Annotated in this window: 19 protein-coding genes and 2 pseudogenes; 8 read left to right on the forward strand and 13 right to left on the reverse strand. The window is 61.6% G+C overall.

Annotation, left to right across the window (positions count from 1 at the left end; all coding sequences use genetic code 11):
* Positions 1-33 precede the first annotated feature (33 nt).
* From LK440_RS11185 to LK440_RS11195, 3 genes and pseudogenes are all read left to right on the forward strand, one after another.
* Complete coding sequence (locus LK440_RS11185) at positions 34-1,689, forward strand: PhoH family protein (RefSeq protein ID WP_005012656.1); 1,656 nt, start codon at positions 34-36, stop codon at positions 1,687-1,689.
* Positions 1,690-1,813: 124 nt separating this feature from the next.
* Positions 1,814-2,791, forward strand: a complete 978-nt coding sequence (pdxA, locus tag LK440_RS11190; RefSeq protein WP_005012655.1) for a 4-hydroxythreonine-4-phosphate dehydrogenase PdxA — start codon at positions 1,814-1,816, stop codon at positions 2,789-2,791.
* An 87-nt stretch (positions 2,792-2,878) separates the two neighbouring features.
* Positions 2,879-3,700 (forward strand): annotated as a pseudogene (locus tag LK440_RS11195) (bile acid:sodium symporter family protein); the annotation flags it as partial.
* Here LK440_RS11195 and LK440_RS11200 read toward each other — a convergent pair.
* Positions 3,696-4,646 carry an IS481-like element IS481 family transposase gene (locus LK440_RS11200; protein WP_005012650.1) on the reverse strand — a complete coding sequence of 317 codons (951 nt, stop codon included), beginning with the start codon at positions 4,644-4,646 and terminating at the stop codon, positions 3,696-3,698. The pseudogene LK440_RS11195 and the gene LK440_RS11200 overlap by 5 nt on opposite strands.
* Before the next feature lie 97 nt (positions 4,647-4,743).
* On the opposite strand from LK440_RS11200, the pseudogene LK440_RS11205 reads away from it, so the two are divergent.
* Positions 4,744-4,884, forward strand: a pseudogene (locus LK440_RS11205) (bile acid:sodium symporter); the annotation flags it as partial.
* A gap of 76 nt (positions 4,885-4,960) precedes the next feature.
* Here the strand turns inward: LK440_RS11205 and LK440_RS11210 are convergent.
* From LK440_RS11210 to LK440_RS11260, 11 genes are all read right to left on the reverse strand, one after another.
* Complete coding sequence (locus LK440_RS11210) at positions 4,961-6,334, reverse strand: replicative DNA helicase (RefSeq protein WP_005012644.1); 1,374 nt, start codon at positions 6,332-6,334, stop codon at positions 4,961-4,963.
* Positions 6,331-7,167, reverse strand: a complete 837-nt coding sequence (locus tag LK440_RS11215) for a BUD32 family EKC/KEOPS complex subunit (RefSeq protein ID WP_005012643.1) — start codon at positions 7,165-7,167, stop codon at positions 6,331-6,333. Before LK440_RS11215 ends, LK440_RS11210 begins: the two co-directional genes overlap by 4 nt.
* Positions 7,168-7,288: 121 nt before the next feature.
* Positions 7,289-7,744, reverse strand: a complete 456-nt coding sequence (gene rplI, locus LK440_RS11220) for a 50S ribosomal protein L9 (RefSeq protein WP_005012642.1) — start codon at positions 7,742-7,744, stop codon at positions 7,289-7,291.
* Between the two features lie 14 nt (positions 7,745-7,758).
* Positions 7,759-8,031 (reverse strand): 30S ribosomal protein S18, encoded by a 273-nt coding sequence (rpsR, locus tag LK440_RS11225; protein WP_005012641.1) that lies wholly within the window; start codon positions 8,029-8,031, stop codon positions 7,759-7,761.
* An 83-nt stretch (positions 8,032-8,114) separates the two neighbouring features.
* On the reverse strand, positions 8,115-8,438 hold the full coding sequence (priB, locus tag LK440_RS11230) for a primosomal replication protein N (RefSeq protein ID WP_005012639.1): 324 nt from the start codon (positions 8,436-8,438) through the stop codon (positions 8,115-8,117).
* A 76-nt stretch (positions 8,439-8,514) separates the two neighbouring features.
* A complete protein-coding gene (gene rpsF, locus LK440_RS11235; protein ID WP_005012637.1) occupies positions 8,515-8,889 on the reverse strand; it encodes a 30S ribosomal protein S6 in 375 nt (124 codons plus the stop codon).
* 231 nt (positions 8,890-9,120) lie between these two features.
* Positions 9,121-9,918, reverse strand: a complete 798-nt coding sequence (gene folE2 / locus LK440_RS11240; RefSeq protein ID WP_005012636.1) for a GTP cyclohydrolase FolE2 — start codon at positions 9,916-9,918, stop codon at positions 9,121-9,123.
* Positions 9,919-10,078: 160 nt separating this feature from the next.
* Complete coding sequence (dxs, locus tag LK440_RS11245) at positions 10,079-11,950, reverse strand: 1-deoxy-D-xylulose-5-phosphate synthase (RefSeq protein WP_005012634.1); 1,872 nt, start codon at positions 11,948-11,950, stop codon at positions 10,079-10,081.
* Positions 11,951-11,993: 43 nt separating this feature from the next.
* Entirely contained in the window at positions 11,994-12,905 is a 912-nt protein-coding gene (locus LK440_RS11250; protein ID WP_005012631.1) for a polyprenyl synthetase family protein, read from the reverse strand.
* Positions 12,906-12,913: 8 nt separating this feature from the next.
* Positions 12,914-13,150, reverse strand: coding sequence for an exodeoxyribonuclease VII small subunit (locus tag LK440_RS11255; protein WP_005012627.1), 237 nt, complete (start codon positions 13,148-13,150; stop codon positions 12,914-12,916).
* A 71-nt stretch (positions 13,151-13,221) separates the two neighbouring features.
* On the reverse strand, positions 13,222-14,010 hold the full coding sequence (locus tag LK440_RS11260) for an IclR family transcriptional regulator (RefSeq protein WP_005012626.1): 789 nt from the start codon (positions 14,008-14,010) through the stop codon (positions 13,222-13,224).
* Between the two features lie 78 nt (positions 14,011-14,088).
* On the opposite strand from LK440_RS11260, the gene LK440_RS11265 reads away from it, so the two are divergent.
* The 4 genes from LK440_RS11265 to LK440_RS11280 all read left to right on the forward strand — a co-directional run bounded on the left by LK440_RS11265 (position 14,089) and on the right by LK440_RS11280 (position 18,275).
* Positions 14,089-15,060: a Bug family tripartite tricarboxylate transporter substrate binding protein gene (locus LK440_RS11265; RefSeq protein WP_005012624.1), complete on the forward strand. Its 972-nt coding sequence runs from the start codon at positions 14,089-14,091 to the stop codon at positions 15,058-15,060.
* A 156-nt stretch (positions 15,061-15,216) separates the two neighbouring features.
* Entirely contained in the window at positions 15,217-16,221 is a 1,005-nt protein-coding gene (locus tag LK440_RS11270; RefSeq protein WP_005012623.1) for an acyltransferase, read from the forward strand.
* 138 nt (positions 16,222-16,359) lie between these two features.
* Positions 16,360-17,511, forward strand: coding sequence for an aromatic ring-hydroxylating oxygenase subunit alpha (locus LK440_RS11275; protein WP_005012620.1), 1,152 nt, complete (start codon positions 16,360-16,362; stop codon positions 17,509-17,511).
* Positions 17,512-17,708: 197 nt separating this feature from the next.
* On the forward strand, positions 17,709-18,275 hold the full coding sequence (locus LK440_RS11280; protein WP_005012619.1) for a phosphonate degradation HD-domain oxygenase: 567 nt from the start codon (positions 17,709-17,711) through the stop codon (positions 18,273-18,275).
* Positions 18,276-18,293: 18 nt separating this feature from the next.
* Here the strand turns inward: LK440_RS11280 and LK440_RS11285 are convergent, their stop codons facing one another.
* The gene (locus LK440_RS11285; RefSeq protein WP_005012613.1) at positions 18,294-19,514 is read right to left on the reverse strand and encodes an ISL3 family transposase; all 1,221 of its coding nucleotides are present in this window, start codon (positions 19,512-19,514) and stop codon (positions 18,294-18,296) included.
* Positions 19,515-19,601 lie beyond the last annotated feature (87 nt).

The following is a 19,601-nucleotide window of genomic DNA, read 5'->3' on the forward strand; positions in this document are numbered from 1 at the left end:
AATAGGTACCGGCTTACACAGGAGATTGCCCTTATGCCGCTTCCGAAGATGCCGACCCGACCGGCAGCTATCCTCAGTTTCCCGACCGGCGAATCCGCCACCGCGCACGCCACGCGAGACGACGACGAGGATGTCGCGCCGGTACAACCCGAACTCGACGGGATGAAACCCGCGGCCGTGCTCGTGCCACAAGCCAAAGCCCCGGTGCAGGCACCGGCTCAGAAACCCGTGGCGGCCAAGCCGGCTCGCGCACCCAAGCCGGCCGCCAAGCCTGCTGCCAAGCGCGGCGGCAAGGCGGCTGCTGGCGAACCCAGCAAACTCTTTGTGCTGGACACCAACGTCCTGCTGCACGACCCGTCCTCGCTCTTTCGCTTCGAAGAGCACGACATCTTCCTGCCCATGATGACGCTGGAAGAACTGGATCACCAGAAGAAAGGCATGTCTGAAGTGGCGCGTAATGCCCGCCAGGTCAGCCGTTCGCTGGACGCCCTGGTGCAGGACACGACGCAGCTCGATGAAGGCATTATCCTGAACAAGCTCGGCAACAAGGACGCCACCGGCCGGTTGCTCTTGCAGACCACTGCCATCCACAGCACCCTGCCGTCAGACCTGCCCATGGGCAAGGCCGACAACCAGATTCTGGGGGTGGTGCGCGCCTTAGCCGAAAAGTACCCGCAGCGCGAGGTCGTGCTGGTGTCCAAAGACATCAACATGCGCCTGAAGGCCCGGGCGCTTGGCCTGGCCGCCGAAGACTACTACAACGATCACGTCCTCGAAGACTCGGATCTCCTGTACTCGGGCGTGATGCCCTTGCCCGACGACTTCTGGAACCGCCACGGCAAAGATGTCGAGTCCTGGCAGCAGGGTGGCACGACCTTCTACCGCATCCGCGGCCCATTGTGTTCACAGTTTGTCGTCAACCAGTTCGTCTACTTCGAAGGCCAGATGCCGCTGTACGCGCAGGTGCGCGAAGTCAGTGGCAAGACCGCAGTGCTCGCCACGCTGCGCGACTACACCCACGGCAAGAACAACGTCTGGGGCATCACGGCCCGTAACCGTGAACAGAACTTCGCCTTGAATCTGCTGATGAATCCCGAATGCGACTTCGTGTCGCTGCTCGGGCAGGCAGGCACCGGCAAGACCCTGCTGGCCTTGGCTGCGGGCATCACCCAGGTCCTGGAAACCAAGCGCTACACCGAGATCATCATGACGCGCGTCACGGTGCCGGTCGGCGAGGACATCGGCTTCCTGCCTGGCACCGAAGAGGAAAAGATGTTGCCCTGGATGGGTGCGCTCGAAGACAATCTCGATGTGTTGAATATGGGTGACGGCGAAGGTGGCGCCGACTGGGGCCGCGCGGCAACCATGGACCTGATCCGCTCACGCATCAAGGTCAAATCGCTAAACTTCATGCGGGGCCGCACCTTCCTGAACAAATATCTCATCATCGACGAGGCGCAAAACCTCACGCCCAAGCAGATGAAGACCCTGGTGACCCGGGCCGGTCCGGGCACCAAGGTCGTCTGCCTGGGCAACGTGGCTCAGATCGACACGCCTTATCTCACCGAAGGCAGCTCCGGCTTGACCTTCGTGGTCGATCGCTTCAAGGGCTGGCCGCACTCCGGCCATGTCACCCTGCAGCGCGGCGAACGCTCACGCCTAGCCGACTACGCCGGCGACGTACTCTGAGCGTCGTCCAATCCCTGCAAGGCTCCGCTTAGGCGGAGCCTTTTTTATGCTGGCCTCCTGCGCGCAGCCTTGGCGGCGCGGTGTAGGATGAAGGTTTGCAGTCCACTCAGGCTTCACCAGCTTCATGATCCAACCTGTCGGCTTCACCATGGGCGATGCAGCGGGCATCGGCCCGGAAATCATCGTCAAGGCTTTTACTCACGGATTGAGCGTACCGGCCATCGTTTTCGGCGATGTCGGCGCGATGGAGCGCGCCGCTCGACAGGTCGGCACCCCTTTGCCGGTGCAGCAGATCGGCTCTGCGCTTCAGGCCAGCGGCAGGCGTGACGTCATCGAAGTCGTGCAAGCCAGCGCCCCGCTGCCCACCGATCTGCCGCTGGGCCAGGTCAGTGCCGCGGCAGGTCGAGGCGCCTATGACTGCCTCTGCCGCGCCATCGATGCCGCGATGGCCGGCGAGATCCACGCCATCGTCACAGCGCCGCTGAACAAGCATTCCATGCATCTGGCCGGCATCGACCAACCCGGTCACACCGAGATCCTCGCTGAGCGTTCGGGCACGAAGCACTACGCTATGATGCTGGCCAACGATGAACTCCGCGTGTTGCTGGTTACCATCCACATGGCATTGGCCGACGTGCCAGCTCACATCACGCGCGAGGCCGAATTGCGAGCCATCCGTCTGGCCGAACGCGCCTGTCGCCAGATGGGTATCGCCCATCCACGCATCGCAGTCGCCGGCCTTAACCCGCATGCCGGCGAAGACGGCAAATTTGGCTGCCAAGACCGCGATGAGATCGCTCCGGCCGTGGCCGAGGCGCGTACGTGCGGCATCGATGCATCTGGACCCTGGCCAGGCGACACCATATTCATGCGGGCACGCCGCGGTGAGTTCGATATCGTCGTGGCCCAATATCATGACCAGGGGCTTATCCCTGTGAAGTATCTGGGCATCGATCACGGCGTGAACGTGACGGTAGGGCTGCCGTTCGTGCGCACCAGCGTCGACCACGGCACCGCCTTCGATATTGCTGGTCAAGGCGTAGCGGATGCGCGCTCGCTGCTCGTGGCGTTCGACCTGGCGCTGGCGATGACACCTGGCTGACAATGCACTGACAATATCGGGGCGAGAAAACTGGATCCAGTCCGACTACAATAGGCGCGCTGTCCTGTTCCTACATTTGTCCTATCTATGCGCTTCTTGCCCGATCGCTTTACCCTGCTGCTGATCACGACCGTCATCATTGCAAGTCTTTTACCCGCGCACGGCCAGGGTATCGAGATTTTCGGGTGGATCACGAATATCGCAGTCGCCCTGCTCTTCTTTCTGCATGGCGCCCGTCTGTCACGCGAGGCCATCGTGGCCGGTGTCACGCATTGGCGTTTGCACCTGACGATTTTCTCGGTGACGTTTCTGATCTTTCCCCTTCTGGGTGTGATCTTCAAGCCGGTACTCGAACCGCTGGTCACTCCCGAACTCTATCTGGGCATTCTCTTCCTATGCTGCCTGCCCGCCACCGTGCAATCGGCCATCGCCTTTACCTCGATGGCACGCGGCAACGTGCCGGCCGCAGTATGTAGTGCCTCGGCCTCCAGCCTGTTCGGTATTTTTCTTACCCCGCTGCTGGTAGGAACGGTCGTGGCCAGCGCGGCCGCCGCTCCGATCTCGTTCGATGCAGTGGGCAAAATCATGCTGCAACTGCTGCTGCCCTTCGTGCTGGGCCAGGTGTTGCGCCCCTGGATCGGCGCGTGGGTGCACCGCCGCAAGGCCATGCTCAAATGGGTGGATCAGAGCTCCATCTTGCTGGTGGTCTACACGGCGTTCTCGGAAGCCGTCAACGAAGGTCTGTGGCACAACACGCCGGTGCCGGCGCTCATCGGCCTGGTGGCTGCGTGCTGCCTTATTCTCGCCGTCGCGCTGGGCGTGTCGCAGCTGCTGGGCCGAGTCTTCAAATTCGACCTTGAAGACCGTATCACCCTCCTGTTCTGCGGCTCGAAGAAAAGCCTGGCTAGCTGTGAACTGTCAATAGGTTGTATTCGTCCAGGTTGAGTCTGGAGATGGGTACAGCGCGCCCGATGCCGTGGTGGGGTCGATGCCAGTTGTAGTGGTGTAGCCAGGATTTCATGGCATCGGCTCGGTGTTGGGAGTTCTGGTAGGTGTGAGCGTAAGCCCACTCACGCAAGGCCGACTGGATGAAGCGTTCGGCCTTGCCATTGGTCTGTGGGCGGTAAGGTCGGGTAAAGCGGTGCTTGATGCCCAGCTCATGGCACAGCGCGGCGAAGGCGCGGCTGCGAAAGGCCGAGCCATTGTCGGTGAGCAAGCGCTGGATGGTCACGCCCAGGCGCTGGTAGTAGGCCACTGCGTCCTTGAGGAACTGGACGGCGCTGGGGAAGCGCTCGTCGGGGTGGATGTCGGTGAAGGCCACGCGGGCGTGGTCATCGATGGCCACGAAGACGAAGTCCCAGCCGGCCCCCTCAACGGTATCGCGTCGGTTGCCCGTGACCCGGTGGCCAGGGCGCTGGATACGTCCCAGCTTCTTGATGTCGATGTGCAGCAGATCGCCGGGGGCCTGATGCTCGTAGCGCACCACCGGCTCGGCCGGCTCCAGGTCGGCCAGGTGCGACAGACCGGCGCGGGCCAGGACGCGGCTGACGGTGCTGGCTGACACGCCCAGCGCCTGGGCGATGCGCGCTTGGGTCAGCCGCTTGCGGCGCAGCTCCACGATAGCCAGCGCCTTGGCCGGCGCAATCGCTCGGGGCGAGACCGTCGGGCGCGAGGACGCATCGGCCAAGCCCGCCTGGCCCTGAGCCAGGAAGCGGCCCAGCCATTTGCGCACAGTCGGCGCGGTGACCCCATAGGCGCGGGCCGCTTCAGGCACACAAACTTGATGGGCGATCAATTGCTGGACCATTTCGAGTCGACGTAGGAAGGTCAATCGGGCATGCTTATGGGTGTTCATCCGGCCGGGCTCCTTGAGTGAACTGGGGGGTTGGCGATTTCCAGTTTCTCAAATCCGGTTCGGATGAACCATGCATACAACCTATTGAATCTTCACAGCTAGCGGCATTCCCATGGCACAGGTGATTTTTGCTGGTCAGGCAGTCGGTGCCATCGTGCTGCCTTTGATGTTGTTTCACCAGATTCAGCTGATGGTCTGCGCCGTGCTCGCCGCCCGCTACGCCCGGCGCCCGGAGTAAGCGCATCAAGGCAGCAATGTCAAAAAACCCCAGCCCTGGCATGCTGCCAGGGCTGGGGTTTTTTGAGCCTTGACGCTCAGTACTGAGGTGCCGAGGTAAAGTTGAGAAAACGCGTGCTCATACCCTGGAACGTCAGGCGCACGGTGCCGATAGGCCCGTTACGCTGCTTGCCAATGATGATTTCAGCCGTACCTTTGTCCGGCGAGTCAGGGTTGTATACCTCATCGCGGTAGATGAACAGAATCACATCAGCGTCCTGTTCGATAGCGCCAGATTCTCGCAAGTCACTCATCACGGGCCGCTTGTTGGGGCGTTGCTCGAGGCTGCGGTTGAGCTGGGACAGCGCGATCAAAGGGCAGTTCAGCTCCTTGGCCAAACCCTTGAGCGAACGGCTGATCTCCGAGACCTCGGTAGCGCGGTTCTCCCCGGCCGAGCTGGCCGACATCAGCTGAATATAGTCGATGATGATCAGGCCAAGCTGGCCGCACTGCCGGGCAAGCCGCCGGGCGCGTGCGCGGACTTCCATGGCCGACAAAGCAGGCGTCTCATCGATGTAGACCTGGGCCTCCTGCATGAGCTGCACAGCATGGGTGACACGCGGCCAGTCTTCCGCGACGAGTTTGCCGGTACGCATGCGATGCTGGTCAAGCATGCCCACGGAACCGAGCATACGCATGGCCAGCTGCACCGCGCCCATTTCCATGGAAAACACCGCAACCGGCAGACCTTGCTCGATGGCCACGTGCTCACCGATATTCATCGAGAACGAGGTTTTACCCATGGAAGGACGGCCAGCGACAATGACCAGATCTCCTGGCTGCAGCCCCGAAGTCATCTTGTCCAAATCGGTAAAGCCCGTGGGAACACCCGTCACATCCGATTCGCTGTCACGGTGATAAAGCTCGTCGATGCGCTCGACCACTTGAGTCAGCAGCGGCTGGATTTCCTGAAAACCGCCAGAGCCCCGCGCGCCTTCCTGGGCGATCTTGAAAACCTTGGACTCGGCCTCGTCCAACAATTGCCGGGCTTCCTTGCCCTGCGGGCTCATGGCCGCCGCCGAGATTTCGTCGGCGATGCTCACCAACTTGCGCAAGGTCGCGCGCTCGGCCACGATCTCGGCGTAGCGCCGGATGTTGGCTGCTGACGGCGTGTTGTGAGCCAAAGCGTTGAGGTAGGCCAGGCCGCCCACATCTTCGGATTTACCCGCGCTGACCAACGACTCATTGACGGTGATCACGTCCGCCGGACGGGCCAGTGCAATCAGGCGCGCAATATGCTGCCAGATGAGGCGGTGGTCATGCCGGTAAAAGTCATCTTCGGCCAGTACGTCGGCGATACGATCCCAGGCCCCGTTATCCAGCAGCAGGCCGCCCAGCACCGATTGCTCGGCCTCGACGGAGTGCGGCGGTACTCGCAGGTACTCAAGTTGGGAATCGGCAGGAGTGTTCATTGCAATACTGACCTCAGGGTGTCGCTGACCTGGAAAAAGGTGCGCACATCGCGCCACGGCAGTTTGCCGGCCAGGGGTTTGAGGATACCGGCCAGGCCGCAGACCACGCGAGCCAGGCGCTTGAGCGCCGCACGTACGGCGGGATCCGGATTGGCCTCGAAATATGTCTCTAGGATCAGTTTACCTATGATGGGAACTTGCTCGCGCGGTATTTTGCTCAAGGAAACGACCGAGCTCAATGTCTGGAACAGGTCGTAGGCTTGTGCCATGGGCAGCGACAGCGCCGCACCGATGTTCTCTTCGAAATCGATGCGCCAGAGTTGCCCGTCCTCGCGCAGGGTAACGTTGCGCACCTGTGCGCCACCATGCCAGAAGCCGCGCATATGAAAAGCCGCAAGATCGGCGGCTAGCATGCGAACGAGGCCCAGTCGCTCGTCATACTCGGCGCGACGCAAGAAAAATGGCAGATCGTCACCTACGTGCTCGAGCACGACCAAGCCGGGTTGCTGCCACCAGACCGCGGGCACACGGCAGCCGGCCAGCAACAGATGGCGCAGGCGCTCCGCCTCGTAGGCCAGGCCGTTGCGCAACAGCACGCTGGGGCGAGGGAACTCGCCCAATGCGAGTTTGCAGCCTACCGCCAGCAGCAATGCGCGCAGATAGCGCAACACATAGCTGAGACCACGGCCCAGTCCGGCTTCGCGGCGCTTGATGACGCAACGCTCGCCATCAATGACGACCTCTTTCACCGACTTCACTGCGGCCGCCTCCGGCCCGTCGAGCCAGGCCTGCAATCCCGCAGGGGCCTGGTGATGCAACGGCGTCTGTGTCACGCGATTCCTCTGCACGGTTTCATGCACTGACGGCAGCGCGCCATCAGCATATAGCTAAGCGTATCAAGAAAAAAAGCCGGCACCAGGCCGGCTTTTCTTCTTACCGATCGGCGTAAACCGATCAGTTCATCTCGCCTTCGACGAGGATGGTCACGTCGACCAGCACGTCAGCGTGCAGCGCGACTTGAACCGGGTACTCACCGACGGACTTGAGTTGGCCGTTGGGCAGGCGGACCTGCGACTTCTCAACACCTTCGAAACCGCCGGCACGCAGGCCTTCGGCGATATCGGCGTTGGTGACCGAACCGAACAAGCGGCCGTCAACACCGGCCTTCTGCACGATCTTGAGTTGATGACCGCTGAGGCGCTCACCCAGAGCCTGGGCGATGGCCAGCTTCTCGGCCTGGACCTTTTCCAGTTCGGCGCGACGGGCTTCGAACTCTTTCAGGGCGGCTTCGGTGGCGCGGCGGGCCTTCTTCTGGGGAATCAGGAAGTTGCGGGCGTAACCATCACGCACACGCACGACTTCACCAAGGTTGCCCAGATTGACGACTTTTTCGAGCAGGATAACTTGCATGACGTTGCCCCGGATTAGTTGTGGTTGTCGGTGTAGGGCAACAGGGCCAGGAAGCGCGCACGCTTGATGGCGGAGTCCAGCTGACGCTGGTAGATTGCCCGGGTGCCGGTCAAACGAGCCGGAATGATCTTGCCGTTTTCTTGCACGAAGTCGCGCAGGGTGTCGAGATCCTTGTAATCGATCTCTTCAACGCCGGCAGCGGTGAAGCGGCAGAACTTGCGGCGCTTGAACAGCGGGTTCTGCTGAGTGAACTTGCGTTTTTCTTTGCGTTTTCCGAAGAAAGCCATGATATGTGCCTCTTAGTTTGTATGGGACCGATCCATCAATGGATCCTGTCGCCGTAATCTGTACCGGGTCAGCGTCAGGCAACTCAAGCAAGCATGGGATCGACACCGGCGCTGCCACCCGTTTTTCGGGCCCGCTGCAAATGCAGCTTCAGCTTGACCGAATCTTTGCGGGCCGGGGCCAGAAAGCCCTCCACCTGCATTTCGGTCCCCAGTGCAATGCCGGCCAACATTTGCGCCAGATCTCCCAGAGCCACTGCGTGTATCGTCAGTTCAACCCGGCGGGGATGTCCCGCTTCGATGACTTCGGACTCATGCCCCAGAAGCACTTCCAGGGCCGCCACTCCGGCCGGCGTGTGGCGCAGCGGTTCGCATTCGAGAACACGGACGCTGAGTTGCAGTTGATTCATGGGGCTGGGCAATGTTGCCTGCTTGTATCGCGCTGCCGGTTACTGCCTAACCGACCCTGCGATGCTGTACCGACGCTTACTCGGCCTGGACAGCGGCGGCTTCAGCCGACGCCTTGCGGGCTTCTTCACGCTCGACCGACTTCATCATGATCGAGGCGCCAGCAGGGGCCTTCTTGGTCTTGATGACCAGGTGGCGCAGCACGGCGTCGTTGTAGCGGAAAGAATGCTCGAGCTCGTCCAGGGTAGCCTGGTTGCACTCGATGTTCATGCAAACATAGTGTGCCTTGACCAGCTTCTGGATCGGGTAAGCCAATTGGCGACGACCCCAGTCTTCCAGGCGATGCACCGAGCCGCTTTGGCCGGTGACAAGTGCTTGGTAGCGCTCGACCATGGCGGGCACTTGCTCGCTTTGATCGGGGTGAACAATAAACACTACTTCGTAGTGACGCATGTATTACTCCTTGTGGATGTCTTCGCGGGAAACATGTAAACCCGCAGAAGGGTCAGCCCGCCATCGAAATGGTGCGAGCAAGAAAGCCCTCGATTATCACTCATGGGCCGTGCATATGCAAGCAATATGCTCCCGCCACTATGCCAAGCATAGGGGGACGGTTCAAGGTGGCGCTTCAAGCAAACGGCCGCGCCGGGCGTGGCCGTTTCGCTAAACAGACGTGCCGAGTAATCAGCCCTCAACCACGGCGTAGGCCGAATGGTTGTGAATGGACTCGAAATTCTCGGCCTCGACACAGAAACGCGTAACCGCCGGATGGGCCTTGAGACGGGCAGCCACGTCGCGCACGAGGTCTTCGACAAACTTGGGGTTATCGTAGGCGCGCTCGGTCACGTACTTCTCGTCGGGGCGCTTGAGCAAACCCCACAACTCGCAAGAGCCCTCATCTTCGACCAGGCGGATGATGGCATCCATGGCGACCTCGCTGCCCAGGATGGCCGAGACCGTGACGTGCGAGCGCTGATTGTGCGCGCCGTACTCCGAAATGGCCTTCGAACACGGGCATAGGCTGGTGACAGGCACCAGCACGCGCAGCTCGAACTCGACCTGATCACCGGCGGCGCGCGCCGTCCAGGTGACCTCGTAATCCAACAGGCTGCGCACCCCGGAGACTGGCGCGGACTTGTTGATGAAATACGGAAACGACGCCGTCAGGTCACCACGATCGGCGTGCAGCAGCGGCAGCATGTCGCGCGCCATCTGCGAAAACAACGCCGGCGTCATGGGCGTGGCACGGTATTGCTCCAGCAGCGCCACAAAACGGGACATGTGCGTCCCTTTCTCTTCGGCGGGCAACGCAACCGTCAGCGTCCAATTGGCCACCGTGGGCTGGGCGTCGCCGTCGCCGGCCACGACCAACATGGGATGACGCACGCCGCGGATACCCACGCGTTGAATCGGGATATGGCGCGTGTCAGCCGAACTCTGGACGTCGGGCATCACGATGGCGGGATCGATGGGGGAATTCATGTCGCTTACCTATCAGGGCGTGGGATACAGCCAACCCTGGAATTAAGAACCGGAGGGGCATTATCGCCCAAACTCCGGCTGCGGGCCGGGAAAACCCTTTTTGTCGTATGTAAACCGGGCGGAACACTGTGTTCCACCCAGGCGGAAAACAAGGCTTGATTCAGTGCTTGTCGAGCAACGCGCTGAAGCGCTCGCGCACCGACCTCTCTATGCCCGCGGCATCCAGCCCGAGCCCCGCCAACAGCCCCAGCTGGTCACCGTGGTCGATGAATTCATCGGGCAGGCCGAGATGCAGCACCGGCAAGACCAAACCCATGTCGTTTAGCGCTTCGGTGACGGCACTACCCGCCCCACCCATGATTGCCGCGTCTTCGAGCGTGACCAGCGCATCATGACTGGCGGCCAACTCGCGCAGCAGTTCGCGATCCAGCGGTTTGACAAAACGCATGTCCGCCACGGTGGCATCCAGGCCTTCTGCGGCGGCCAGCGCCGCCTGCACCAGTGTGCCGAAACCCAATATGGCGATCTTGCGGCCGCGCCTGCGCACCCTGCCCTTGCCCAGAGCGACGATCTCCAGCCCCGAGGTCACTTCGGCGCCGCAGCCTGCCCCCCGTGGATAGCGAACGGAAGCCGGCCCCGGGTAGGCGTAACAGGTCGACAGCAACAACCGGGTTTCGTTTTCGTCCGATGGGGTGGCGATCACCATGTTGGGCACGCAGCGCAAAAAGGCAATGTCGTAATTGCCTGCATGGGTCGCGCCGTCAGCACCGACCAAACCGGCGCGATCCAGCGCGAACGTGACGTCCAGATTCTGCAGGGCCACGTCGTGAATGAGCTGGTCGTAGCCGCGCTGCAGAAACGTCGAGTAGATGGCCACAACGGGCTTCTGCCCTTCGCAGGCCAGGCCGGCGGCAAAGGTCACCGCATGCTGCTCGGCGATGCCGACGTCGAAATAGCGCATGGGAAAGCGCTTTTCGAACTCCACCAGGCCGCTGCCTTCCCGCATGGCCGGCGTGATGCCGACCAGCCGGACATCGGCTTGCGCCTGATCGCACAACCATTGGCTAAACACCTGCGTGAACGTCTGCTTGCTCGGGGTCTTGGCCTTCTGGATCCCTACAGCCGGATCGAACTTTCCCGGCCCGTGATACAGAACAGGATCCGCCTCGGCCAGTTTGTAGCCCTGGCCCTTGCGCGTGACGACGTGCAAGAACTGCAGGCCCTGCAAGGTCTTGAGATTCTGCAAAGTAGGAATCAGCGCTTCCAGATCATGCCCGTCGATCGGACCGACATAGTTGAAGCCGAATTCTTCGAACAGGGTCGCCGGCGTGATCATGCCCTTGGCATGCTCTTCGAGGCGCCGCGCCAGTTCGAGCACGGGCGGCACGTGCTGCAGCACCGCACGGCCGACGTTTTTCGCCGTGGCGTAAAAACGTCCCGACATCAAGCGCGCCAGATAACGATTCAAGGCCCCGACCGGCGGGGAGATCGACATGTCATTGTCGTTCAGAATCACCAGCAGATTGATGTTCGGTGTGACACCGGCGTTGTTCATGGCCTCGAACGCCATGCCAGCCGACATCGCGCCGTCGCCAATCACGGCAATGTGTTGGCGCGCCACGCCTGCATTGCGCGAAGCCACCGCCATGCCCAGCGCTGCGGAGATCGACGTCGACGAATGCGCAGTACCAAAGGCGTCGTATTCGGATTCGCTGCGCTTGGGAAACCCGGATATGCCTCCCTGCTGACGCAACTGCGCCATGCCATCGCGGCGGCCCGTCAGAATTTTGTGCGGATAGGATTGGTGGCCGACATCCCATACGATCCGGTCGTGAGGGGTGTCAAAGACATAGTGCAAGGCCAGCGTCAGCTCGACCGTGCCCAGATTTGACGACAGGTGCCCGCCGGTTCTTGAGACCGATTCCAGCACGAAAGCCCGCAACTCATCGGCGATGGGTTTGAGATCGCGCCTGTCCAGCTTGCGCAGGTCGGCCGGCGAATGAATGCGGTCCAGGTGTTCTGTCGTCGTCATTTGAAGCTTAAGTAGTTATCCACGCCGCCTGGCGTCGCGGTATTCAACGGTCGCGCAGCACGATGAAGTCTGCGATCTGGGCCAATCTTGCACCCGACTCGCCCAGCGGGCCAAGCGCCAGCAGCGCGGCCTGACGCAATTCCTCGGCCAGCTCGCGCGCCTGATCCAGCCCGAGCAACGAAACATAAGTGGGCTTGTTCTCGACCGCATCCTTGCCTGCCGTCTTGCCTAAGCTGGCGCTGTCGGCCGTCACATCAAGAATATCGTCCACCACCTGGAACGCCAGACCCATGGCCTGTGCATAGTTGTCCAGCGCCTGGCGCGCCGCCGAACTCGCGCCCGCCACGATTCCGCCCAGCGCGACGCTGGCTGCCAGCAGCGCACCCGTTTTCATGCTGTGCATGGTCTGCAACTCATCGCGACTGAGCGTCTTGCCCACGCTGTGCAAGTCTATGGCCTGGCCACCAGCCATGCCCAGACTGCCTGCCGCGCGGCCCAACACCTGAGTGGCCTGCACCACCAGCGCCGGCGCGATAGGCATACCTGCCAGGAGCTCGAAGGCCAGGGGTTGCAGCGCATCGCCGGCCAGCATGGCCGTGGCTTCGTCAAACTGCACATGCGTGGTGGGACGCCCCCGCCGCAAGGTGTCGTCATCCATGCAGGGTAGATCGTCATGCACCAGCGAATACGCATGGATCAGCTCGACAGCGGCCGCAGCGCGGTCCATGGAGGCCTCGATGGCCAGCATGTTGCCGCTGACCGGGCAGGCCTGCCCGGCCGCGTATACCAACGCAGCGCGCACGCGTTTGCCACCGCCCAGCACCGCATAACGCATGGCGTCATGCAAGCGCGCGGGCGCGACATCGGCCGCGGGAATCAATTCTTCGAGAACCTGCTCGATATGGTCGGCGCGGTCGCGCAGCCAATCGGCGCAAGCGAGGTGGGGTTGCTTCATCCGAGGCTCTATTCGTCATCCAGGGCGCCCGGCTGCAAGGGGCGCAACAATTCACCTTCGAGCACCTTGACCTGCTGTTCGGCCTGCGAGAGGCGGTCCTGACAGATACGGGTGAGTTCAACGCCACGGCGATAAGCGGCCAGCGACTGCTCCAGCGGCAGGGAACCGTTCTCCATGGCCTGCACGAGCGCCTCGAGCTCGGCCAGAGCGGTTTCGAAATCTTGCGGCAGAGAAGTTGAAGCCAAACGGGTCTCCGGGGCTCGGGAAGGATTTATCGGGCAATCCTGAATTGTACGAGATAGCGTAAGCGACCGCGTCAGCCGCCCTCAAGGCGTCGAGCAATCTGGTTGAGCACCGGGGCCACACGGTCGCGCAGGGTGGCTTCGGGCAATAGCTGCGCCGGACCGCCGCAACTGATCACGAACACGCCCTCTCCGGTCAGGGCACTGAAGGCAACGGCGGCGGCATTGATGCCGGACTGCCATTGCCCTATGGCAAAACAGCACCCCGAGGCCTGCCGGTCGCGCAAGGCTTCGTCCATGGCGTGCGACGTTATTCCTGCTTGCGATACGAGCTCCTGGCGCGCCGGCTCGGGCAGCGCGGCGAGATAGGCCCGGCCCATGGCGGTATCGAGACTGGCACGATAGCCGACGGGCAGGCGCAGATACAGGGCGGACGATCCATGCATGGCTTCGACATAGACCATGGCGTCGCCATCGAACGCGCCAAGCGCCACAGCCGCGCCGGTCTGCGCAGCCAGGGCGGTCATATCGGCCTTGGCCAGATCGCGGATCGCAAGCCCGGCCAACAGGCCAAAGCCCATGGCCAACGCGGCATGCCCGGGCGAATACTTGCCCGTGTCGGCGTGATAGCGCAGATAGCCCAGTTCGGTAAGAGTAAAGGTGATGCGGCTGATCGTAGGTTTGGGCAGCCCGGTCAAGTGCGCCAGCTCCTGATTGCCCAGGGGCTGCGGCCCCGACCGGAAACAGCGCAACACGTGCAGACCGCGTGCCAGCGCGGTAATGAAATCAGGAGAATCTGCGCCGGCGCTGCCTGCCTGTCGCTTGCGCCGCGCCGGCCCGGAGGGTGTCGAAAGGGGTTGCATTTCGCGCCGTGGATTTCTATATTTGAATTTCGAATTACAAAATTTAATTCCGTATAACGGAATTATCAAGGGAAAACTATGTTCCGCAGCACATTGACTTTCTGCCTCGCCGCCCTGCTGGCCGCGGGCGCCGGCTCCCCAGCGGTGGCCGACACTTATCCGACACGACCGATCAAAGTCATCTCGCCCTTCCCCGCAGGCGGCGCGACCGATGTGCTTACCCGTATCCTGGCCGAGCGCATGGGCAAGGATCTCAAGCAGACCTTGATCGTCGAAAATAAGGCGGGAGCAGGCACGTCGATTGGCGCCTCCTATGTGTCGCGCGAACAACCTGACGGCTACACCATATTGATGGCGACCAACTCCACGCTGGTCACCAACCGCTTTCTCTATAAAGACCTGCCTTATGATCCGGACGGTTTCGCTCCCATCGGCCTGGTCGGCATCGGCCCGCTGGTGCTGCTGTCCAGCCCTAAGCAGCCTTTCAAGAGCACCCGGGAGTTGGTCGCTTATGCCAAAAACCACCCGGGCAAGCTGACCTTCGCCAGCTTCGGGCCTGGCACCTCCTCGCATCTGGCCGGCGAACTGTTCAAAGATCAAGCAGGCATTGACATCCTGCATGTACCCTTCAAGGGTGCCACACAAGCCTTGCCCGCCTTGATCAGCGGCGACGTGGATGTTTTCTTCGACATGGTGGCCACCGGCATGCCGCAGGCCAAGGCCGGCAAGATAAATGTGTTTGGCATTACCAGCAAAGCCCGCCTGCCCTCCGAGCCGGCATTGGCCACGTTGGCCGAACAGGGCTGGCCCACGTTCGATATGAGCGCCTGGTTCAGCTTCGTTGCCCCCAAAGGCACTCCGCCGGACGTCCTGGCGCGCTTGCAGCAGGCATTGCAGACCACGCTCAGTGATGAAACGGTACGCGCCAAAATGCTGGACATGGGCATAGATCCGCGCTCGGGCAGTGCGGCCGACCTGCAGGCACAGATCCGCAACGAACAACCTCTGGTACAGCAACTGATCAAACAGGCGAATATTGCACTGCAATGATCAGAGGCTTTTGCAACAAACTCTTCCGTTTCTGCCGGCGTCCACCCCGGGACAAACTCACGCCGGCATACACTGACTAACGGCTGGATACAGACCAAGCCAGCGGCGCTGATAAGGTCGGGCAAAGGGCTTTGACGCCCGACCCAGCGGAGCGCCATGACGTCAGACCGATATGAACGACTGGATGCGGCGAGCTGGCTGGCCGCGCTTGCCGTGGTCATGCTCCACAGCGCCGCGCAGACGGTATCCGACCCGGCCATCTATGCCAGCGGGGGCTGGCTGGCCGCCAACCTGTACGACTCGGCGGTGCGATGGTGCGTACCCGTCTTCGTCATGATCAGCGGCGCGCTTCTGCTCGATCCGCAGCGCCCCCTCTCACCGCGGGTCTTCTATCGGCGCCGCCTGGCGCGCATTCAGATCCCGTTGGTTTTTTGGACAGTGTTCTATCTGCTGTGGAGCACGACGCTCGCCGGATTCGACCAAGGCCGGCTGGATGTTTCGTTCTGGCCGCGCAAAGTGGCCGAGGGGCGCCCCTACTATCACCTCTGGTACCTCTACATGATTGTGGGCCTGTACCTGTTCGCCCCTGCCGTGCGCCTGCTATATGCACGCAGCACACCGGCAGCCCGGAAACTCTGGGTGATCGGGATATTAGGCGTGGCAATCCTTGACAGCCTGTACCGACAGGCGCTGGGCGCCGACCCCGGCTTCTTCCTGACCTGGTTTCTGCCCTATCTGGGCTATTTCGTTGCCGGGCGGATGATTTTTGAAGGGCAATGGCGCATGCCGCGCCCCGGGTTGGTTCTGCTGACTGGCATCGCATTGACCGCAGCGGGCGTACTGTGGCTGTCGAGCGCCCAAAGTCTGAACCTCTATTTTTATGATTACTTCAGCCTGACGGTGCCGCTGATGTCGCTGGCTGCCTTTCAATGGTTCGTAGACACGCCTGCCCTGCCCCGTCTACCCGCACTGGCACCGCTGACCTTTGGCGTCTACTTGGTTCACCCCGCGTTACTGGATCTGACCCAGCGCGCCGGCCTGGTGCCGCACGATGCGGCAGCCATCTGGCGCCTGCCATTGGTCACCATCCTGGTCTTTGGCCTGTCCGCCGCCGTGGTCTGGGCCTTGCGGCAACACAGGCTGACACGTCCTCTCGTTTGAGCCCCCTTTAACGTAGGCGATCGGGTACAATCGACGGTTTGGATCGGCCAGTCCGATTTTTCTTCGCGCCAGCGGACTGAGGGCTCTACAAGGAATGCCTTCCCCCGTCCTGGCTTTTTCATCCGAGCGGAGGGAATCATGACCGACATAGGTCGGATGGCACATGTGGTGCCAGCTCGCACCCAGCTTCCGGTAAGCGCCTATTTCGACGAAGCCCGCTTTGCGCGCGAGCAAGAACTCATTTTCAAGCAATCCTCCTTGTATGTCGGTCACGAAAAGCTCGTGCCCGAGATTGGAGATTGGCGTAGCCTGGTTCAGGAGAATGGAGGCCGCGTTCTGGTTCGCAACCAGAACGGCGTGGAGCTCATCTCGAATGTATGCCGCCACCGTCAGGCGCTGATGCTCGGCGGCGAGGCTGGCAACGTCACCGGCAATGTCAACACCAGTGGCTCACTGCAGCACACGGGGGGCAACATCGTTTGCCCGCTGCATCGCTGGACCTACAACAACCAGGGTGAGTTGCTGGGTGCGCCTCAATTCGAAGCCACCCCCTGCATGAATCTGCAGCGCTTCCGGCTGCGTGATTGCCACGGGCTGCTGTTCGAAGGCCCACGCGATCCTGCCGCCGACATGGCCCCGCTGTTTGCGCGTCCCGAGTTCGACTTTGGCGACTATGTACTCGACCACGTCGAAGTACATCAGTGCAATTACAACTGGAAGACCTTCATCGAGGTCTATCTGGAGGACTACCACGTCGGGCCTTTCCATCCCGGCCTGGGACGCTTTGTCACCTGCGACGATCTGAGCTGGGAATTCAATGACTGGTATAGCCTGCAGAAAGTCGGCGTGCACCAGGCCCTCGCACAGCCCGGCTCGGATGTCTATCGCAAATGGCATGACCGGCTCTTGGACTTCCGTGCCGGGCAGACCCCTGACTTTGGTGCGGTGTGGGCGACGTACTTCCCCACTCACATGATCGAGCTCTACCCCCACGTCGTCGTCCTGTCGACCCTCTATCCCAAGAGCCCTCAGGAAACCGTCAATGTGGTCGAGTTCTACTATCCCGAGGAGATCGTCGCCTTCGAACGCGAATTCGTAGAAGCGCAACGCGCCGCCTACATGGAAACGGCCGTCGAGGACGATGAAATCGCTGAACGCATGGACGCCGGACGTCGTGCACTGATGCTGCGCGGGGTCAGCGAAGCCGGTCCTTACCAATCCCCCATGGAAGACGGGATGCAGCACTTCCACGAATGGTACCGGCGCATCATGGATGAAAAGGGCGATTGACCCGGCCCCTACCCCGTGACGGAAACCCGGCTGCCTGAGCTGCCCCTGAATACAGGACATGGATCCTGGCTTTGAGGGGCGGTTCAGCCGCCGGCTTCCCCCCGCGCACAGCGTGCCTTATATCTGTCATCAAACGGTCAAGACGCTCTGGTCTACTGAGTCTCCTTTCTGGCGCACGGATCACTCAGGAGACTTCCATGCCCTTGAGTCTGTACGACATCGAACAGATCTTTCTTGAACGGGGCCACCGCAGCTATGACTGCGAGCCGGTCAGCCATCTCAAACATGCGCTGCAAACCGCGACGCTGGCCGAGCAAGCTGGAGCCTCGGCGCACCTGGTGACCGCCTGCCTGTTGCACGACCTGGGCCACCTCATTGCTGACCACCCCGGCACCCCGACGTTACGCGGCGTGGATGACAAGCATCAGTATTTCGTACTGCCTTTTCTGCGTGGTCTGTTCGATACACGCGTGCTCGACCCGATATGCCTGCACGTCGAGGCCAAACGGTATCTCTGCTACGTGGAGGCCGACTATGCCTGCACCCTGTCGGAAGACTCGCGGCGCAGCCTGAATCTGCAAGGCGGCAGCTTCGATGCCGCGCAGGCCATGGATTTTGCCAGCCTTCCGGGGGCTGCGGACGCAATACGTCTGCGCCGCTGGGATGACCAAGCCAAATCGCCTACCATGATCACCGGCTCGCTGGCGCACTTCCTGCAACTGGCCGCCGGCATCTCCGAACGGCACAAACTTCTCGCCGCGTAGGCATCCCTAAAAAAAGGTTCATCGAGGAATACCGGGGAATGCAGACCGGATCTTGAGGAAGAAGTACTCCTGATCGCGGTAGCCGTAGGCGCGGCGCTTGATGACTTTGATGGTGTTGTTGATGCCCTCGACGATGCTGGTGTTGAGCCGGTGGCGACAGCGAGACAGAATCCCGTGCAGATAGGCTTTTAGCTTGAGCGCGAAGTGAGCCAAGGCGGCGATGCCGCTGCCCTGAGCCTGTTGCAGCCAGTGATCCCATGCCTGGCGGGCGTAGCCGGGGTGTTGGTAGAACCACAGCTGTTTGAGCTCATCGCGCATCAGATAAGCGGTGAGCAAGGGCTGGTTGGCCTGGAGCAACTCGTCCAACTTTACCGATTGGCACGGATCGAGGTTTTTGCGATTGCGCAGCAGTAGCCAGCGACTGGACTTGATCACCCGGCGGGCCGGCTTGTCGTGCCGCAACTGGTTCGCTTGGTCTACACGCACCCGGTCTATCACTTCACGGCCGTACTTGGCCACGACGTGGAACAGGTCGTAGACGATCTCGGCGTTGGGGCAGTTGGCCTGGATCTCCAGCTCATAGGCCGTCGTCATGTCGATCGCTACGGCCCGGATCTGCTGGGCAACCTCAGTTGGCAGTTGTTCGAAGAAGGCTCTGGCCGTCTCGCGCGAGCGGCCATCACCGATCCATAGCACCTGACGGCGGATCGGATCGACAACGACCGTGGCATAACGATGGCCCTTGTGTAGAGCGAACTCGTCCATCGCTAGGTAGTGGATCTGGCTCCAGTCCGGCTCTTGGATCGTCCGTCGCAGCAGGGCCTTGTCCAGCGCCTTGACCGTGTGCCAACCCAGTTGGAAGAAGCGCGCCACGGCCAGAATGTTGCTGGACTCAAGCAACTGGCTGACCGCCTCGGCCAGCCGGTCGGTCACTCGCTGGTAACGGCCCAGCCAGCTCAGCCTCTCCAGATGCGGTCCACCGCACTGCTCGCACCAGACCCGCCGACGCGGCACTACCAGCGTCACTCGCAGCGCCATTAGCGGCAGATCCCGCACCCGGCGCGTGGTCGTCTCATGCACCTGCCGACATCGGTTGCCGCAGTGCTCGCAGTGCATCGTTCGCGCTGAAGGCTTCAGGTAAATCGTGACCGTCCGACTCTCACCTTCAGGCCACACGACCCACTCCACCCGATAACCTTCCCACCCACCCAACCTCTCGATCGTCTTGCGGTCCAGCATGATTCCGGCCTTGATCCTTGAAAAATCAAGGATCAAGCGTAACGGCAATCAAGCACGGCTCCACGCTATTCCGCGATGAACCTAAAA

Source organism: Bordetella holmesii (assembly GCF_020735985.1).
GTDB classification, from domain to species: Bacteria; Pseudomonadota; Gammaproteobacteria; order Burkholderiales; family Burkholderiaceae_B; genus Bordetella; species Bordetella holmesii.

Bases quoted from the DNA above. Each gene is read 5' to 3' on its own strand.
- LK440_RS11185 (WP_005012656.1), top strand. From the start codon at position 34: ATGCCGCTTCCGAAGATGCCGACCCGACCGGCAGCTATCCTCAGTTTC.
- pdxA (WP_005012655.1), top strand. From the start codon at position 1,814: ATGATCCAACCTGTCGGCTTCACCATGGGCGATGCAGCGGGCATCGGC.
- LK440_RS11200 (WP_005012650.1), bottom strand. From the start codon at position 4,646: ATGAACACCCATAAGCATGCCCGATTGACCTTCCTACGTCGACTCGAA.
- LK440_RS11210 (WP_005012644.1), bottom strand. From the start codon at position 6,334: ATGAACACTCCTGCCGATTCCCAACTTGAGTACCTGCGAGTACCGCCG.
- rplI (WP_005012642.1), bottom strand. From the start codon at position 7,744: ATGCAAGTTATCCTGCTCGAAAAAGTCGTCAATCTGGGCAACCTTGGT.
- rpsR (WP_005012641.1), bottom strand. From the start codon at position 8,031: ATGGCTTTCTTCGGAAAACGCAAAGAAAAACGCAAGTTCACTCAGCAG.
- priB (WP_005012639.1), bottom strand. From the start codon at position 8,438: ATGAATCAACTGCAACTCAGCGTCCGTGTTCTCGAATGCGAACCGCTG.
- rpsF (WP_005012637.1), bottom strand. From the start codon at position 8,889: ATGCGTCACTACGAAGTAGTGTTTATTGTTCACCCCGATCAAAGCGAG.
- folE2 (WP_005012636.1), bottom strand. From the start codon at position 9,918: ATGAATTCCCCCATCGATCCCGCCATCGTGATGCCCGACGTCCAGAGT.
- dxs (WP_005012634.1), bottom strand. From the start codon at position 11,950: ATGACGACGACAGAACACCTGGACCGCATTCATTCGCCGGCCGACCTG.
- LK440_RS11250 (WP_005012631.1), bottom strand. From the start codon at position 12,905: ATGAAGCAACCCCACCTCGCTTGCGCCGATTGGCTGCGCGACCGCGCC.
- LK440_RS11260 (WP_005012626.1), bottom strand. From the start codon at position 14,010: ATGCAACCCCTTTCGACACCCTCCGGGCCGGCGCGGCGCAAGCGACAG.
- LK440_RS11265 (WP_005012624.1), top strand. From the start codon at position 14,089: ATGTTCCGCAGCACATTGACTTTCTGCCTCGCCGCCCTGCTGGCCGCG.
- LK440_RS11270 (WP_005012623.1), top strand. From the start codon at position 15,217: ATGACGTCAGACCGATATGAACGACTGGATGCGGCGAGCTGGCTGGCC.
- LK440_RS11275 (WP_005012620.1), top strand. From the start codon at position 16,360: ATGACCGACATAGGTCGGATGGCACATGTGGTGCCAGCTCGCACCCAG.
- LK440_RS11280 (WP_005012619.1), top strand. From the start codon at position 17,709: ATGCCCTTGAGTCTGTACGACATCGAACAGATCTTTCTTGAACGGGGC.
- LK440_RS11285 (WP_005012613.1), bottom strand. From the start codon at position 19,514: ATGCTGGACCGCAAGACGATCGAGAGGTTGGGTGGGTGGGAAGGTTAT.